This is a genomic window from Chryseobacterium aurantiacum, from assembly GCF_003020585.1.
GTDB classification, from domain to species: Bacteria; Bacteroidota; Bacteroidia; order Flavobacteriales; family Weeksellaceae; genus Chryseobacterium; species Chryseobacterium aurantiacum.
Genome location: NZ_PXUE01000004.1, coordinates 173864 through 191106, shown reverse-complemented (window position 1 = coordinate 191106; position 17243 = coordinate 173864). Strand labels below are relative to the sequence as shown.

Here is a 17243-nt window from a genome sequence, read left to right as displayed (position 1 = left end):
AATACTACATTCATGAGAGATAAGTTTTTATCTTGGGGAATTGTATTAGTACTTGCTACATGGGCTGTAGCATTACTAATCAGAGCGCATTATTGGATACCTACGCTGTTATCCGCCATCTATGCATTGGGTGTTTACAATGCTTACCAATCGAAACATGCTATTTTGAGGAACTTCCCTGTGCTGGGGTACTTCAGGTATTTTTTCGAAAGTATTTCACCAGAAATGCAGCAATATTTCATTGAAAGGGAGACCGATGGTAAGCCTTTTCCAAGAAATCAGCGTTCTGCAGTATACAGACGTGCTAAAAACTTAAGTGACACAGTTGCTTTTGGTACACAACTGGAGGTTAATCATAGAAAATATGAGGGAATTAAGCATTCTATCTATGCTAAATCACCCTCAGAAGAGCTTCCAAGAGTTTGGGTAGGAGGAGAACAATGTACACAGCCTTACCATGCATCCCTGTTCAATATTTCAGCGATGAGTTTTGGAGCTTTAAGTGACAGAGCACAGATTTCATTGAACCGAGGGGCCAAAAAAGGAAATTTTTATCATAATACAGGAGAGGGAGGAATTTCACCTTACCATATGGAAGGAGGAGACTTATGCTGGCAGATTGGAACAGGATACTTTGGATGTCGTGATGATGAAGGAAAATTTAATCCTGAATTATTTGCAAAATATTCTACACTTCCTAATGTGAAAATGGTAGAAATTAAATTATCACAAGGAGCAAAACCTGGGCACGGAGGAGTATTGCCCGGAGTTAAAAATACACCGGAAATTGCTGCGATTCGTCACGTAACCCCTGGTATGACTGTTATTTCACCACCATCACATACCTCTTTTTCTGATGCAGCCGGATTGTTGAGGTTTGTACAGGAACTAAGAGAACTTTCAGGAGGAAAACCAGTTGGATTTAAGCTTTGTATTGGTGATACAAAAGAATTTGAGGATATCTGTGTGCAAATGAATGTGCTGAAGATTTATCCTGACTTTATTACTATTGACGGAGCAGAAGGAGGTACAGGAGCCGCACCACCAGAATTCTCAGATGGAGTAGGGATGCCTTTGGAACCTGCATTGATATTTGTAAACAGAACATTGAACAATTATAACCTTAGACATAAATTGAGAGTTATTGCCAGTGGGAAAGTTCTTACAAGTTTAGATATTTTAAGAGCTGTTGCTATGGGAGCAGATATGTGTAACAACGCAAGAGGATTTATGTTCTCTCTGGGATGTATTCAGGCTTTAAGATGTAATTCCAACAACTGTCCTACGGGAGTGGCAACACAGGATAAAATGCTTATTAAAGGACTTGATGTGACGGACAAGGCAGAAAGAGTCTATCACTTTCACAAAAATACCCTTCATACCTGTAACGAGCTGATTGCAGCAGCCGGAAGAAGCTCTTATGAAGAAGTAGATGCAACCATGTTTATGAGAGGAGATGAATTCGATCATCTTGCAGACTTGTATTTCCCTGATATTTTAGGAAATGTAAAGCAGAAAGCAAGATCTTAACAGAATAAGATGAAGCTGTCTTAAACAGATGGTTTACAACATAAAAAAATCAGAATAGCGTATTGCCTATTCTGATTTTTTTTGCTTTACAAACAAGATCAGAAGAACCAAAGTTATGATATAATAATGATGAGGTTCTTGCAGATATTTCAGCTCATAAAGCCAGATTTTAATGCCTTAATCCAATCTCCGTATTTGATGATTAAAACTATTTATAAATAAAAAAACCGCCTGTGAAAGGCGGTTGATATAGTTTGTTTATCTTTTAGTCCTGATCTGGAGTTCTTACTTTGCTTCCATAGATTTGGAAATTGAAAACAAAAGATTTGTTTCTGTAAGTCTGCCCTAGGTATTGATAATGAGCATTTCTTGCAAAAGCTGCTTTGGATGGTACTATAATTACCCCTTGTAAATTGTAAGTAGTTTCACTTGGTAAATCATTGAAAGAGCTGAATTTTTGCAATGCTTCTTTGAAACCAGCTATTTCGTAGTAACCAGCTTGCTGTGCTGCTGAAGTGGTTGCTTTATCTAGTACACTCTTTTTAACGTGATAATACATTGGATCTATCAGTGGAAGAGTACTTCCGTCAATAGTATTTAAAAATGCAGATTTTGCTGTAAATACTACACTTCCATTGTTATCTGCAGCTAGGTAAGAATAACCTCTACCCATTATTTTAATAACACTTGTTTCTAAAATTGGCTGTGCATCCGCTGGAGCTGGCTGTGCCCCGTTTCTCATGATATAAATTGTTCCTGAAGGAAGTGTTTTAAAATCTAGTTGAGATAATTTTTTTTCATTGTCATCAGCAGTATCTGTAGCACTGAAAGGTTTTATATTTCCTTGTACATCGAGATAATTTTCATCCATAAATTTCTTAATGGCCTGTTCATCATAGCTATTCTGAACATTGATGTCTTCCGGCTCTACATAATAATCCAATTCATCATCTTTCTTACATGCAGAAAAACATAAAGATCCCGCAAGGATATATAAAAATATTTTTTTCATTTCAAAAAACTTTAATTACTTTACAAATAATATAACGGCAAAAGTATAAAAAATTATGAGAATAGATAAATTTTTGTGGAGCATTCGTTTTTATAAGACGAGAAATATTGCGTCAGAGGAGATTAAGAAGAATAGGGTTTCTATTGGAACCTCTGCCGTAAAGTCATCTAAGGAGGTAAAAGAAGGAGATGTTATCAAAATCCGCAAGAATCAAATTGATTATAAAATAAAAGTGATCCAGATCCCTAAAAGCAGAATTGGTGCAAAATTAGTACCTCTGCATATACAGGATGTAACAGATAAAGAACAATATGAGCTTCTGAAACTTCGCAAGATGTCACAGGATTATTATAGAAATAAAGGAGAAGGAAGACCAACAAAAAAGGACAGAAGAGACATGGATGATTATGTAGGTAACGATATTGCCTCAGACTTTACAGACTGGGATGATTTCTTCGGAGAAACTGCTGACGGTACCGAAGCTGAAGATTAAATTTTAAAATAAAAAAGCTCTAGAGATAGAGCTTTTCTATTATTTCTTTTACAATATCGTCCGGTTCTCGGGCATCTGTACCTATACTAAACTGTGCTTTACTGTAAAATTGATTTCTTTCAAATAGATGTTTGGCAATGAATTCTGGTAGATCTTCATCAGAAATATTGGCAATAATCGGCCTTTTTTCTTTCTGTTTGGAAAGCCTCTCCACCAGAGTTCCTACAGAAGCTCTTAAAAATATACTTTTAGAGTTGTGGTTGATGATCTCCATATTGTTATAATAAACAGGAGTTCCTCCGCCAAGGCTTAAAACTACATTTTCTTCAGAAGCCAATATTTCCTCAAGAGCTTCTCTTTCAAGCTTTCTAAAGTGAATTTCTCCCTTTTTTTCAAAGATTTCAGGAATGGTTAATTTATTCTTTCTGGAAATCTCTTTATCAAGATCTATCAGTTTAAAATCTATTTTTTCGCTTAATATTTTGGAAATGTGAGATTTGCCACACCCCATGTATCCAATCAGTGAAATTATCATGAATTTTTTTTAAACAAATTTGCGAAAAAGTTTTGAGATAAAGAAAAAAGTCATATCTTTGCACCACTTAAAACAAGGGACATTACTTAAATGAAAACTTGTTAGGTAAGTGGCCGACTCGGTAGCTCAGCTGGTAGAGCAATACACTTTTAATGTATGGGTCCTGGGTTCGAATCCCAGCCGGGTCACTAGCAATAAAATTACGATACTTGTAATTTTGTTGCCTGCGTGGTGAAATTGGTAGACACGCCATCTTGAGGGGGTGGTTTCCTAAGGATGTGCTGGTTCGAGTCCAGTCGCAGGCACTGCAAAGAAAATTTTATAATTATAGTGAAAGCAATTTCATTTTAATTGTGGCCGACTCGGTAGCTCAGCTGGTAGAGCAATACACTTTTAATGTATGGGTCCTGGGTTCGAATCCCAGCCGGGTCACAAGTTTACTGAAAAGTAAATTTTTTTCATATTAATATTTTGTGATTTGGTGTTTCAAAGGTCTCTTTCAAGAGGCCTTTGATTTTTGTATTAATAATCATTATTAAAAAAGTATGAGCGATATTAGCATTAGTGATGAAAACTTAGCCTGGGTGATTCTTTCTGCATTATTGTCTGCAGGAGTCTTTTATTTAATTTTTTTATATCACGTATTTTATGCCTATATAAAATCCAATAGAGAAAAAATAAAATTTAAAGATACCAGATCATATGGTTACATTATAGGAGGTGGAGTTATAATGGGGTTTGAACTCTTTTGCCTGCTGTTTCTTAAAGTGAAAAATGAAATTGTCTTAAATATTGTAACAGTAACATTCTTTGTTGTACTGTTTTTTTCTCCCGTAATTATTTGGTTGATTGGTTCTTATTATAATAAATCGAAAAAACTCTGACGTTGCCATCAGAGTTCCTGTTTTATAAAGAATATAGATGTTGCTATATTAATCCAGATGCATATTATCAATTAATCTTACACCATCCACAACCACTACAATAAAAGCTCTGAAATTTCTGTCCTTATAGAAGAAATCAGTTTCCTGTAATGTATTTTCATCTGCAATTAGGAAATATTCAAGCTTCATTCCTGCTTGTTCATCAAAAATATCTTCTACACGTTCCTTGATTTCAGGTATTGTAACGGTTCTGAACCAGTCGTTTACTTTGTTTAAAGTTTCATAAATGATTTTTGAAGCCTCTTTTCTGTCCTCATGAAGCCTTTGGTTTCTTGAGCTTAATGCCAGTCCGTTTTCTGCCCTGTAAATAGAAACTCCTTTTATTTTAACAGGAATATGCTTCTTGTCAACCATTTTTTTGATAATGGCAAGCTGCTGAAAGTCCTTTTCTCCAAAGTAAGCAGCATCAGGCTGTATTTGTCTGAAAAGCTCTTCTACAACAGTTCCTACACCGTCAAAATGTCCCGGTCTGGATTTTCCTTCCATTTCATTTTCCAATCCATCAAAGTCATAATGCTGGCTTTCTGCCTTTTCAGGGTAAATATCTGTTACCTCAGGGATGTAGACTGCATCTACAAGTCCGGAGTTTTCCAGGATTAAAATATCCCTGTTGATGTCTCTTGGGTATTTTTCAAGATCTTCAGGATTGTTGAATTGGGTAGGATTTACAAAAATTGAAGAAATAACAAGGTCATTCTCCTTTTTTGCTTCTTCATACAGGGAAAGATGTCCCTTGTGCAGAGCTCCCATCGTAGGGGCAAAGCCAATTCTTTTTCCCATTTCCTTCTGTCTTTCAATGAAATCCTGAAGGGTTTTCCTGTTTTTTATAACTTCCATAGTTTATTTTAATACTTATTCAAAAATACTAAAAATATCATATAATAAAGTGTGTTTTTAATAGTTTGGAAAAGGGAAATTTCGTAAAAAAATGTTAATTAAAATAATGTTGGATGTTTTTTTGTAATTTTGCACATTAAAGCATTTTTACAAAAACTAGATAGAAAATTTATGCCGAATCAAAAAATACTGTACATTACGACAGAGATGTATCCATACCAAGAAGATACGAATATGGCTGCTGTTGTAAACAAAATGGCACTTAAGATGCACAATGAAGGCAATGATGTAAGAGTTTTTATGCCAAGATTTGGACAAATAAGTGAGAGAAAATTCCAACTTCATGAGGTGATCCGTCTTTCAGGGATGAACATTATTATCAATGACCTGGATCAGCCTCTAATCATTAAAGTAGCGTCTCTTCCGGGGGAAAGACTGCAGGTTTACTTTATTGACAACGAAGAATACTTCAAAAGAAAGCAATATTATTTCGATGATGAAGGAACTCCTTTCGACGATAACGACGAAAGAGCTATTTTCTTTGCCAGAGGTGTTATTGAAACAATCAAGAAGCTGAATTGGGTTCCGGACGTTATTCATTTAAATGGATGGATGTCTTCTTTTGTTCCAATTTATCTTAAGACTTACTACGAATCAGATACTTACTTCAAGGATGCTAAAATTGTTCTTTCCCTATACAATGAGAAAGATGCAGATCTTGATAAAAAGATTGATGAAAAGCTGAAGTTCGATAATATTTCAGGATTAAAAGCGTTAGATAACCCAACAATCAAAAGTTTTGTTATCGAAAGTATGAACTATGTAGATGCTGTTGTAAAAGGAGATGAATTCCTGGATGAAGACCTTGATAAGGCTTTTAACGAAACGACGATCCAAAAGTCGGAGTATCTTGACGTAGATTCTATAAACCAACTTTATTAAAAACACATTTTTAATGACTCATAATCTTAAAAAGACTTTCGCCATACTTTCATTGGCGGTTTTCGGAAGTGCAATTCTTTATAATTGTGAACCAGATCCAGATTCTCTTGGTGAGCAACTCTTTAATAAAGATGCCGCAAAAGGTGAAGAAACTTCATATCCTATTATTGCTTATAATATTGACAATAATGACTCTATTAGAAGTGATGCTTCCAGGCTTATTACCGGATTAAGTGGAACAGGAGCTGCATTATCTACCGGAGTTCTTGGTTCTTTTACAGAGGGACAGTTTGGAATGCAGAAAGCATCTTATATTACCCAATTGAGAATGCCTACGGATAATTTTGACTTCAACGGGGATAATGCTAAAATAGACTCTGTGGTGCTGGTAGTAAGACCTCCGGCTAATACTATGGACGATACTTTCTATATTACCGATTCAATAAAGGCACCTGGAGCATACGATAAAAATGACTTTATGGTAGGTACTGAAACCGTTCCGGTTTCTATCGAAAAGAAATCTTATCCGGTTCGTAAGTATGGTAAAATAGGTGGGGCTTCTAAGTCTATGACGATCAATGTACATGAAGTTACTACATTCTTAGATACAAATAATGAATCATTTCAGCGTTCCAATGCGAATGTTAGTACTGGTGAATTGTTAGGATCTGGCGTTTTTGATGGAAATATAAGTACAGTTACGGTTACAAAAAAATCTGATAACTCTAACTTATTTACAGGAAACCTTGGATTTAGAATCAAGTTAAGCAATACGGATTTCTTTAAAACTCATATTATAGATAAAAAAGGAAAGCCTGAACTTCAGGATGCATCCAACTTTACAAGATACTTTAAAGGAATTAAGCTTTCTGTAGAGGAGGATGATAGATATCTTTTCCAGTTTTCACCAGATGATATGGAATTGATCATGTATTATAAATATGACAAGACTGAAAATGGTGCATTAACGAGACCACAAACAACACTTAAGTTTAGCCTAGGAAACCTGAATGCTCATATTGGTCATTATGTATATAACAGAACAGGATCTAAAGTGAAAGATGTATTGAATGCAATCAATAAGACTGACGGTGATCCAAAGCTTTATGTTCAGGGAATGGGAGGACCATCAATAGGATTCCAGATTCCTGATGGGACAATTAATAAGCTTAAAGAATTATTTGCAAAAGATAAAATAGGTATTGTAGGTGCTAAAATCAGAATGTATACAGATCCTTTAACCTGGAAAAATACACATTCTGTAGATGGAGACCGCAAATTTACATTGGTACCACTGGTACTTAAAGATGGTAAGCTTGATTATTCAAATTTAAGTTTTTCACCAGATGTAGTGGCTGGACTTAATATGTATATTTATGGTAAGAAAACAGATATTAAACCTGAATACTATGATTTCGTAGTGACAAAGACATTGAAGAATATTGTTGAAATGCCAGCTACAGCTACTGCTGCAGAGAAAGAAAATAGACCAATGCTTGTTAACTTGGGAACTTTTGTGAAAAATGCACAAGGAGCTGCTGCCGGAGCTAAATTTACAACAAGAGCTATCGATATGAACAGAGCTGTTTTTGTAGGAAGTGATGCATCGAACGCCAATAAAATTCAGTTGATGGTTACCTACGGAACAAAGAAAACAAATTAAAACACAATAAAACACTAGACAAAAAATATGTGCGGAATAGTAGGATATACAGGCTTCCAAGATGCTTATGAGATCGTAATCAATGGTCTTAGAAGATTGGAATACAGAGGATATGACAGTGCAGGAATTGTTTTGGAAGGTTCAAACAAAAAGTTTGAAGTACAAAAAACAAAAGGGAAAGTAGAGGATTTGGTGAATATTTCGAAAGAATTGAAAGGAACAGCCAAGATTGGTATGGGACACACCCGTTGGGCAACCCATGGAGTTCCTAGTGATAGAAACTCTCACCCGCATTTGTCAAATAATGGAAAAATAGCACTGGTACACAATGGTATTATTGAAAACTATGATACTATTAAAACAATGCTTACTGAAAAAGGATTCACTTTCAAATCTGAAACAGATACTGAAGTATTGGTAAACCTGGTTCAGTATTTTATGGATCTTAATCCTGAGATTGATTTCCCAACAGCAGTAAGATATGCCTTAAACGAAGTATATGGAGCATATGCCATTACAGTTCTTCATGAAGACTACCCTGGAGTTTTGGTTGTAGGAAGACTAGGTTCTCCTTTAGCAATCGGAATTGGAGATAAAGAATATTTTATTGCTTCTGATGCTTCTCCTTTTGTAGAATTTACAAAAGAAGCAATCTATCTTGAAGAAGGGCACATGGCCACTATATCTCTTGAAAATGGAGTAGATATCAGAACAATTAATGAAAACTCTAAAATTGAACCTGAAATTCAGGAGCTTAAGTTAAGCTTAGAGCAGATTGAAAAAGGAGGATATGAGCATTTCATGCTTAAGGAAATCTTTGAACAGCCTAAGTCTATCCATGATACTATGAGAGGAAGACTTCTTGTAGATGAGGGAGTTATCAAGATGGCTGGAATCTGGGATCATTTAGAAAGGTTCAAGAATGCCAACAGAATCATTATTATTGCATGTGGTACTTCATGGCATGCAGGACTTATCGGAGAATACCTAATTGAAGAGTATGCAAGAATTCCGGTTGAAGTAGAATATGCTTCAGAATTCAGATACAGAAACCCAATTATCACCGATAAAGATGTTGTTATTGCAATTTCTCAGTCAGGAGAAACAGCAGATACAATGGCTGCTTTAAAATTAGCAAAAGAAAAAGGGGCATTTATATATGGTATATGTAATGTAGTGGATTCTTCCATTGCAAGAATTACTGATGCCGGTTCATATACCCATGCTGGTCCTGAAATTGGAGTTGCTTCTACAAAAGCATTTACAGCACAGCTTACGATCCTTACCTTAATTGCTTTCAAGCTAGGTAAGCATAACGGAAATCTGGGTAACGCCGAGTTTATGAGCTTAATTGCTGAGCTGGATGCTATTCCTAAGAAAATAGAAGAAGTATTAGCTGCAACTCATGAATTAACTCAGGAAATTGCTAAAGATTTTGTGAAGGCAACAAACTTCCTTTATCTGGGAAGAGGATACAACTATCCTGCAGCATTAGAGGGAGCATTGAAATTAAAAGAAATTTCTTACATCCACGCTGAAGGATACCCTGCTGCAGAAATGAAGCATGGTCCTATTGCTCTAATTGATGAGAATATGCCAATTGTTATTATAGCACCTAAAAAAGGACACTATGATAAAATTGTGAGTAATGTTCAGGAAATTAAAGCAAGAAAAGGAAAAGTTATTGCTGTCGTTAACAAAGGTGACCGTCAGGTTAGTGAAATGGCAGATTATGTTATTGAAATTCCAGAAACATCAGAATGTTTCTCTCCTATCGTAGCGTCAGTACCTTTACAGTTGCTTGCTTATTATATAGCAGTATATAGAGGTGCAAACGTAGATCAACCGAGAAACCTAGCAAAATCTGTGACTGTGGAATAAAAAGTAGTTGTAAATAAAATAAATTTAGATTTCTTCCGTTATTTCAAAAAAAATCTTAAAAGTTTCTTAAAAAAATTATATATTTACGGCTTAATTATAAAAATTAACATGAAAAGGATATTTCTTTTATTATTGTCTGCGTCGGTAGCATCGGTATCTTGTTCTGGTGGTGGCAGCTCTTCTGTAGGGAAGCCTGGAACAAAAGGAGAATTGATACCAAGAGAAAAAACGAAATCATTTGTTGCGGAAAGACCATACGGAATGGTTGCAATTCCTGCAGGTTCATTTGTTGCTGGTCTAGCAGATCAGGATCCAACAAATACCCCTGAAAAAGCAGCATTGAAGACTGTTACTGTTTCTTCTTTCTTCATGGATGAAGCAGAAACTACCAATTCAGAATACAGGGTATTCATTAACTATGTAAGAGACTCTATTGCGAGAACTCTACTTGCTGAAGCTGCCGGAGAAGGTGGTGATGAAGGAGGGCGTAAAGGAGCTAGCATAGGAGACTATGCATACCTTGCTAAAAAAGAAGAAAACTTAACACCTTATCAAGAATATATGGAAGGCCAGGGAGGCCGAGAAGATGGAAGCTATGATGCAAGCAAAAGATTAGACTGGAAAATTCCTTTACACTGGAGCACATCAAAATATCCTGACGTAGAATACGCAGAAGTTTTAGAATCTCTGTATCTACCCGCTTCTTCAAGAATTGGAAACGAAAGGATTTTAGACGTAAGTAAACTTAAATATACTTACCGTTGGGGAGATATGGATGCTGCACTTGCAGATAATGAAAGAGGAGCCAATTACCTAAAGAGTCAAAGTATTGCGATTTATCCTGATACGACTGTTTGGGTAAAGGATTTCCACTTTGCTTACAATGAGCCATTATTTGAACAATATTTCTGGCACAAAGCTTACAAAAACTACCCTGTAGTTGGAGTAACTTGGGACCAGGCAAGAGCTTACTGTAACTTCAGATCTAAATTGAAAACTGATTACAACGAAAGTTTAAAAAGAAAAAAACAAAGACCATTGCAGTTCCGTCTTCCTACTGAGATTGAATGGGAATATGCTGCAAGAGGGGGAATGCAAAATGCTACTTACCCTTGGGGAGGTCCATACCTAATGGATGATAGAGGTTGCTACCTGGCAAACTTTAAACCTAAGAGAGGTAACTATATGGAAGACGAGAAAAAAGGTACTTATACATATACAGCTCCAGTTAAGAAATTTAAGAAAAATGGATTTGGGTTATTTGATATGGCTGGAAACGTTTCTGAGTGGACAGAATCTGCATACAACAATTCTTCATATGGATTCTCTTCTACATTAAATCCTTCTACTAAAGATAAAAAGGATACTAAGAAAACTGTAAGAGGTGGATCTTGGAAAGATATAGGATATGCACTAATGACGGGGGCCAGAGATTGGGAAAGAAAAGATTCAGCAAGAAGCTATATCGGATTTAGAACTGTTCAGGATATCCCTGAAGCAGCTGTTAAGCCAAGAAGAGTTAACAGATAATAAACCAGACAATTATTTTCAATAACAATTTTATTTAACATTAAAAAAACTAACTCAATATGTTTAAGACTAAAGATGCTTGGATGAATTTCTTCTATTCATTCGGTGCTGCAATTGTAATTCTTGGAGCTTGGCTTAAAATTACTCACATTACCCTGGGACCAATTAACGGTAATATCGCTCTTACAGTAGGGCTTATTACAGAGGCGATTATCTTTATTATTTTCGCATTTGACCCACCAAAATCTGAGGAGTCTTATGCTTGGGAAAATGTTTATCCTGAATTATTGGATAAGCATGCTAACCCAAACCCTTTACATTCTAATGTATCTTCTAGAAATAACAACGCTGCAGCTCAATTTGCTGAATTAGAAAACTCTCTTTCTACCAAATTAGATAAAATGCTTGAAGACGCTAGATTAGATGTTCAGTTATTCGAAAGATTAAGAACAGGAATCGATAAGTTTTCAAATTCTGTAGACCAAATTAATCAAACAGTAGACGTTTCTGCTTCTACTCATAAATATAATGATCAGTTGAACAAGGCTGCTCAGCATATGGAAAGCATGAATGCATTATACTCTATGCAATTGGAAAGCGGAAAGAAACAAGCAGAATTTGCAACTAAATATGTTACAGATATGCAAAAATCTGTAGAGCATTCTGAGAAATTCAATCAAGAGCTACAAGGTTTAACGTCTAATCTTAATAATTTAAATAGAGTTTATGGCGGTATGTTAACTGCTATGAAGTCTTAATTCCTAACCATTACTTAAACTACTTAATCAACAAACAAAGAAAAGAGAATGGCACAAGGAAAACAGACCCCTCGTCAGAAGATGATCAACCTAATGTATTTGGTGTTCATCGCGATGATGGCCCTAAATATTGATGCAGAGATCATTAGATCATATTATGATTCTACCAAAGCATTAAATGATACAAGAACTTTAACAGAAAAAAAGAACGAAAAGATTTTTGAAAGAACGCTGGAAGCTAAGGCTCAGCAGGTTCCGGATACTTATGCTCAACCTTGGGAACAATACAAAGTATTGAAGACTAAGATTGATGTATTGGTGAAATCTGCTCAGGATATCAAAGACTTGTTAAAGAAGCAATCTGAATTTCATGAAAAAGATGCTCAAGGAAAAGATATTGACGTAAGTGAAAACTTTGCTGCATTGAATAACAATGAAGCAACTACTGAATACTTCTTTAAGGAAGGTGATGAAAATGCACCATCAAAAAATGCTACAGACCTAAAAGCTAAAATTGATGATGTAAGAAATTATATTAATGCAACTTTTGGTAAAAACCCTCAACTTAATGACCTGGTTGAGAGAGCGAACAAGTCTCTTATTGCGGAATATCCTAAAGGGAAATCTCCAAATGACAAAACTTGGTTCCAAAATAAATTTTATCACCAACCATTAATTGCTGCAATTTCTAACCTGGAGATTATCCAAAATGATGCCAGAAATGTTCAATCTGATGCATTGGCGTTATTACTTCAGGAAAAAGTGGATGCAAGCATCAAATTTACAAGCTATGAAGCAATTGTTGCTGGTCCTGTAGATATTCAGGCTGGTAAGCAGGCAGAAATAAAAGTAATGCTAGGAAACTATTCTAACAGCAATAAAATCAGTATATCTGGTGTAAGCAAAGTAGAAAATGGAAAAGGTATTACTGCAATTTCAGGTTCTGGTATTGGTGAGCATAAATTAGGAGGTACAATTACTTTAACAGATGCTACAGGTAAAGCGCAAAGCTTCCCTTGGACGCATACGTATAATGTAATTGCAGGACCTAGAGAAGTAAAACTTGAAAAAGGATTATTACTTTCTGCTGATAAAATGAACGTAATGTATAGAGGACTTGAGAACCCTGTTTCAGGATCTATCTTAGGTGCAGACAATTCTAAACTTTCATTATCAGCTCCGGGAGCTTCTGTAAGAAATACAGGTCCTGGTAAATGGATTGTGAAGCCTTCAACAGGTACTACAGTGAAATTGACATTATCTGGAGTAGATCCACACGGTAAATCTGTTTCTCAGGTATTTGAATATAGAATTAAGAATGTTCCGCCACCTCAAGGTCAGATGAGAGGACAGAATGTATTGTCTATGCCGGCAACTTCTATTCCTAACCAATCTGTACAGGCAGCTATTCCTGATTTTGACTTCCCAGTTTCATTCAATGTAACTCAATTCATGGTAAGAGTACCTGGTAGAGCAGCATTATTGGTTCACGGAAATTCATTAAACGAGGCTGCAGGATTAATCAAGAACCTAAGATCTGGAGACGTAGTTTCTATCTTCGATATTAAAGCAACAGCTCAAGGTTTAGAAGGACAACAGATTAAAAACATTACTCCTATAATTATTAATGTTCAATAGGACTAAAATTGTAATTTATTATGAAAAAATATATTAGCACCCTTTTAGTATTAGTTTCGGGATTTGCATTTTCCCAGACTATTCTGAACGCTTCTTCTCCAGAAGAGTTTAGACAGATGAGAGCGGAGAATAAACAAAAAGTTGGTGATACTATTATTGATAAAACAGTAAAACCTCTTGAATATGGATTTGTTGAAGACAAAGACATCCTTAAGAGTATGTTTGTTTGGGAAATCATTGATATGAATGACAAGATTAATCAGCCATTCTATTATGACAATCCGGACGGTCTTCTTTCTACACCTACAAGATCTCTATATCAGTTACTGTTAGATGCAGCTTTAACTGGTAAAATTGAGCAGGTGTACGATGACGAAAACTTTACTGTGAAACTTTCACCTGAAGGAATACAGAAAAGGTTGGAGAATGTTAGAATCAACGATGCCGCAATCGATATCTTAAACTCAGGAAGACAACTTACTGAGCAAGAGAAAAAAGAATATACCGACGTATTTAAAACAACTACTGATAAAGTAAAAGTTCTTAAAATAATGGGTATGTGGTTCGTAGATAAGAGAGACGGGCAAATGAAATACAGACCTCTTGGTATCGCAGCTATGGGACCAGATCCAGCGGTACAAGGAGTTATAGGACCAGATGGTAAGCCAATTGCAAGCAATGATGAGCTTATTGACCTATTCTGGATTTTCTATCCGAATGCAAGAGATATTTTGGCAAACAATTATGTTTTCAATAGAAAAAATTCTTCTGCAGACCTTTCTTTCGATGATATTATCAATGCAAGAAGATTCTCTTCTATCATTTATAAATCTTCGGCCGGTTTAGGAGATGGTACTATTAAGGATTATATCCCTAAAGACGCTGATGATCAGCTAGAGGAAAGCAACAGAATCAAGTCGCAGATCCTTGAAATGGAAAATGATATGTGGAATTACTAGATTTCACTTGATATTTATATAAAACCTGAGTACTTTTACTCAGGTTTTTTTTATTATGAAAAATGTAGATTATATTATTGTAGGAGATGGGTATGCCGGACTTTTCTTTGCACACCAGTTAATTAAGAATAACAAGTCATTTGTGATCTATTCTGAAGAGAGAAAAAGTGCATCACAAGTATCAGCAGGAATTATTAATCCAGTTGTTCTTAAAAAGTTTACCACATTCTGGAAAGCTCAGGAGCAAATAGATTTTCTTAAAGATAGCCTTAAGGAAATCGAAGCATACACTGGGGAGAACTTTCTCATCGATGCTCCCATTCACAGAATTTTCCATGATGAAAATGAACAAAAGCTTTGGCTTAAAAAATCAGGGAATGAAGAATTATCAAACTTTTTGGACCAAAAATTTGAGTCTTTAAATGTAGTAAAAAACGATTTTCAGACAGGAAAGGTGAATCAGTCTGCCAGACTGAACGTAAGTGGATTTTTCGCAGGTTTATTCAATTATTTGGAAAAAAATGCCTTTTTGATAAAAGAAAAGTTTGAGTACGATAAAATTAATCCATCTGAATCTTCTTATAAAGACTTTAATTTCAAGAATATTATTTTTTGTGAAGGAATGGGCGTTAAAGACAATCCATACTTTTCTGAAATTTCTGTAAATGCAAACAAAGGGCATCATATAAAAGTTAAGCTTTCTCAGCCTATTCCTGAAAACAGAACAATTAAGAAGAAGCATTTTCTTTTCCCGACAGGAAACGGTCTCTATTTTTACGGCGGAACTTATGACAGAGAACAGCTTCATCATCATATTGATGATTCTGCGGTTGCTCAGTTGGTGAATGGGCTTTCAGAATTCTATCCCTATGATTTTGAAGTAGAGGAGGCTAATTTCGGTTTCAGGCCCACTGTAAAAGATAGAAGACCTATTATTGGAAGACACGAAACTTTTAATAACATGTATGTTTTTAATGGATTGGGAGCACGAGGAATATTGAACGGTTGCTATTTTTCAAGGGACTTGTTCCGTTTTGTAGAAGAAAATATCCCGTTGCATGAAGAAGTTTCATGGAATAGATTTAAGTAACTACAGCAGCTCTGATGAGATTCATATTTTCAAAATATATAACTTATGAATGAAAACTTACTGGGAATAATAGCAGGAGTACTTACCTCCGTATCAATGATTCCACAACTTGTAAAGGTAGTCAGAGAAAAAAATGTAGAAGAAATATCACTACTTATGCTTTTGGTGCTTATTTCCGGGTTATCATTGTGGGTTTGGTATGGCTTTATGAAAGATGAACTGCCTATTATTCTTTCCAATTCATTTGCTGTACTGGTTAATATAAGTCTCTTAGTTTGCTATTTCATATACAGTAAAAAAGCATAAAATATTTCATACCATAAAAAAAGACGCCCTATCAAAATAAGGCGTCTTTGTATTTTATTGTAAAAGGATACAATTATTCAAGAACAAATTTAGCTAAAGGAGCCATTCTTGCTTTGTTTAAAGTCAATGTATTCCCATTAACAGAATAGTTATCTGCTGCAAGTATTGCTCTTGTAAACTGGTTTTCAATATCCAGATCTTCACAAGCCATCATCGTAGACATTCCTTGGTTGAATTTAATTCTCATGATCTCCGGCTTGATTTCAAAAGTACCTCCCAAACCATTACATCCGGCATGACCTTCGTATCTCATTCCGTCCATATTAAGCTTGAACGAAGGATTATTTTTTGCATTTTTCAATTTGATCGGCTGGCCATTAAGCTCCGTTAATTTCCATGTTTTCCCTGTAATATCAGTGGTAGTTGGTTTTTGTGCAGTTTGAGTCTGACAAGAAACTAGAAATACAGCAAGGAAAAGAGCGGATAAATAATAATATAAGCTTTTCATAAATTTTTGATTTTTAATATTATGTTTTGTTCCAATGCTAATACGATGCCATTTTTGCAGGCCCTGATTCTTTTTTTGCCTGTTTAAGATGGAAGAGCACCATATCTACATTCTTCTTTAAAAAAGTTATATTGCCTTTAATTTCAGAGTATTGATACTCTTCATTGGAGGCTGTATACTCGGGTAAAGCATCACTTTTTTTAAGGTCATAAGTTTTACCGTTTAAATGTACGGTTGCTGTGTTTTTAGAACGATTGATGGTTACTTCTATTTTTTCTCCATAGCTGTCAACATATACATCTTTTGAAATGTCATCTGTATTTTCAGGAGTTGTGGAAGTAATCGTTTCTGCTTCTTTTCCGGGATGTTTACACGCTGTTGAGGAAAGAACTGCCAATCCCAAAAGGATTGTTGATAATAATTTTTTCATAGTGATAAGTGATTTTAAAGTGTTTCATGAATTATGGTGTTAATACTATATAAAAATACAAATATTTTTGCAAATTATATGTTAATTTTACATAAAGTAACATTGTGTTTAAATAAAAGAGGCTGTTCATCACCTTTTTTTAAACATTATTCAGAAAACGAAAAGTAATTATTAAGATAAAAAGTTT

At 35.2% G+C, this 17243-nt stretch carries 16 protein-coding genes and 3 tRNA genes; 14 read left to right on the top strand and 5 right to left on the bottom strand.

The features are described from left to right. Positions 1–12 precede the first annotated feature (12 nt). Positions 13–1530 carry an FMN-binding glutamate synthase family protein gene (locus C7D53_RS15195; RefSeq protein WP_076356396.1) on the top strand — a complete coding sequence of 506 codons (1518 nt, stop codon included), beginning with the start codon at positions 13–15 and terminating at the stop codon, positions 1528–1530. Positions 1531–1795: 265 nt separating this feature from the next. On the opposite strand, the gene C7D53_RS15190 is transcribed toward C7D53_RS15195, so the two are convergent. Continuing rightward, entirely contained in the window at positions 1796–2542 is a 747-nt protein-coding gene (locus tag C7D53_RS15190; RefSeq protein WP_106917280.1) for a hypothetical protein, read from the bottom strand. Between the two features lie 55 nt (positions 2543–2597). On the opposite strand from C7D53_RS15190, the gene C7D53_RS15185 reads away from it, so the two are divergent. Further along, on the top strand, positions 2598–3035 hold the full coding sequence (locus C7D53_RS15185; RefSeq protein WP_106917279.1) for an RNA-binding S4 domain-containing protein: 438 nt from the start codon (positions 2598–2600) through the stop codon (positions 3033–3035). Between the two features lie 19 nt (positions 3036–3054). Here the strand turns inward: C7D53_RS15185 and C7D53_RS15180 are convergent, their stop codons facing one another. Then, on the bottom strand, positions 3055–3570 hold the full coding sequence (locus C7D53_RS15180) for a shikimate kinase (RefSeq protein ID WP_106917278.1): 516 nt from the start codon (positions 3568–3570) through the stop codon (positions 3055–3057). Positions 3571–3685: 115 nt separating this feature from the next. Between C7D53_RS15180 and C7D53_RS15175 the strand changes: the two genes are divergently transcribed. The 3 genes from C7D53_RS15175 to C7D53_RS15165 all read left to right on the top strand — a co-directional run bounded on the left by C7D53_RS15175 (position 3686) and on the right by C7D53_RS15165 (position 4002). Next, positions 3686–3758: transfer RNA gene (locus C7D53_RS15175), tRNA-Lys, on the top strand. Positions 3759–3792: 34 nt separating this feature from the next. Then, positions 3793–3875, top strand: a tRNA-Leu gene (locus C7D53_RS15170). Between the two features lie 54 nt (positions 3876–3929). Beyond that, positions 3930–4002 (top strand) — tRNA-Lys (locus C7D53_RS15165). A 500-nt stretch (positions 4003–4502) separates the two neighbouring features. Here the strand turns inward: C7D53_RS15165 and panC are convergent. Continuing rightward, positions 4503–5351: a pantoate--beta-alanine ligase gene (gene panC, locus C7D53_RS15155; RefSeq protein ID WP_106917276.1), complete on the bottom strand. Its 849-nt coding sequence runs from the start codon at positions 5349–5351 to the stop codon at positions 4503–4505. A 171-nt stretch (positions 5352–5522) separates the two neighbouring features. Between panC and C7D53_RS15150 the strand changes: the two genes are divergently transcribed. The 9 genes from C7D53_RS15150 to C7D53_RS15110 all read left to right on the top strand — a co-directional run bounded on the left by C7D53_RS15150 (position 5523) and on the right by C7D53_RS15110 (position 16118). Further along, positions 5523–6293 carry a glycogen/starch synthase gene (locus C7D53_RS15150; protein WP_065396536.1) on the top strand — a complete coding sequence of 257 codons (771 nt, stop codon included), beginning with the start codon at positions 5523–5525 and terminating at the stop codon, positions 6291–6293. A 13-nt stretch (positions 6294–6306) separates the two neighbouring features. Then, on the top strand, positions 6307–7956 hold the full coding sequence (locus C7D53_RS15145) for a DUF4270 family protein (protein ID WP_106917275.1): 1650 nt from the start codon (positions 6307–6309) through the stop codon (positions 7954–7956). 27 nt (positions 7957–7983) lie between these two features. After that, on the top strand, positions 7984–9837 hold the full coding sequence (gene glmS / locus C7D53_RS15140) for a glutamine--fructose-6-phosphate transaminase (isomerizing) (RefSeq protein ID WP_106917274.1): 1854 nt from the start codon (positions 7984–7986) through the stop codon (positions 9835–9837). Between the two features lie 108 nt (positions 9838–9945). Continuing rightward, entirely contained in the window at positions 9946–11367 is a 1422-nt protein-coding gene (porK, locus tag C7D53_RS15135) for a T9SS ring complex lipoprotein PorK/GldK (protein ID WP_106917273.1), read from the top strand. A gap of 59 nt (positions 11368–11426) precedes the next feature. Then, complete coding sequence (gene porL / locus C7D53_RS15130; protein ID WP_106917272.1) at positions 11427–12125, top strand: type IX secretion system motor protein PorL/GldL; 699 nt, start codon at positions 11427–11429, stop codon at positions 12123–12125. 48 nt (positions 12126–12173) lie between these two features. Beyond that, positions 12174–13763 (top strand): type IX secretion system motor protein PorM/GldM, encoded by a 1590-nt coding sequence (gene porM / locus C7D53_RS15125; RefSeq protein WP_106917271.1) that lies wholly within the window; start codon positions 12174–12176, stop codon positions 13761–13763. Positions 13764–13783: 20 nt separating this feature from the next. Then, positions 13784–14722, top strand: coding sequence for a type IX secretion system ring subunit PorN/GldN (gene porN / locus C7D53_RS15120; RefSeq protein WP_106917270.1), 939 nt, complete (start codon positions 13784–13786; stop codon positions 14720–14722). 55 nt (positions 14723–14777) lie between these two features. Next, positions 14778–15812: an NAD(P)/FAD-dependent oxidoreductase gene (locus C7D53_RS15115; RefSeq protein ID WP_106917269.1), complete on the top strand. Its 1035-nt coding sequence runs from the start codon at positions 14778–14780 to the stop codon at positions 15810–15812. 45 nt (positions 15813–15857) lie between these two features. Beyond that, the gene (locus tag C7D53_RS15110; protein ID WP_106917268.1) at positions 15858–16118 is read left to right on the top strand and encodes a SemiSWEET transporter; all 261 of its coding nucleotides are present in this window, start codon (positions 15858–15860) and stop codon (positions 16116–16118) included. A 73-nt stretch (positions 16119–16191) separates the two neighbouring features. Here C7D53_RS15110 and C7D53_RS15105 read toward each other — a convergent pair whose 3' ends face one another. Together C7D53_RS15105 and C7D53_RS15100 are read right to left on the bottom strand one after the other, a co-directional pair. After that, complete coding sequence (locus C7D53_RS15105; RefSeq protein WP_106917267.1) at positions 16192–16626, bottom strand: META domain-containing protein; 435 nt, start codon at positions 16624–16626, stop codon at positions 16192–16194. A gap of 37 nt (positions 16627–16663) precedes the next feature. Next, entirely contained in the window at positions 16664–17056 is a 393-nt protein-coding gene (locus tag C7D53_RS15100; RefSeq protein ID WP_106917266.1) for a hypothetical protein, read from the bottom strand. Positions 17057–17243 lie beyond the last annotated feature (187 nt).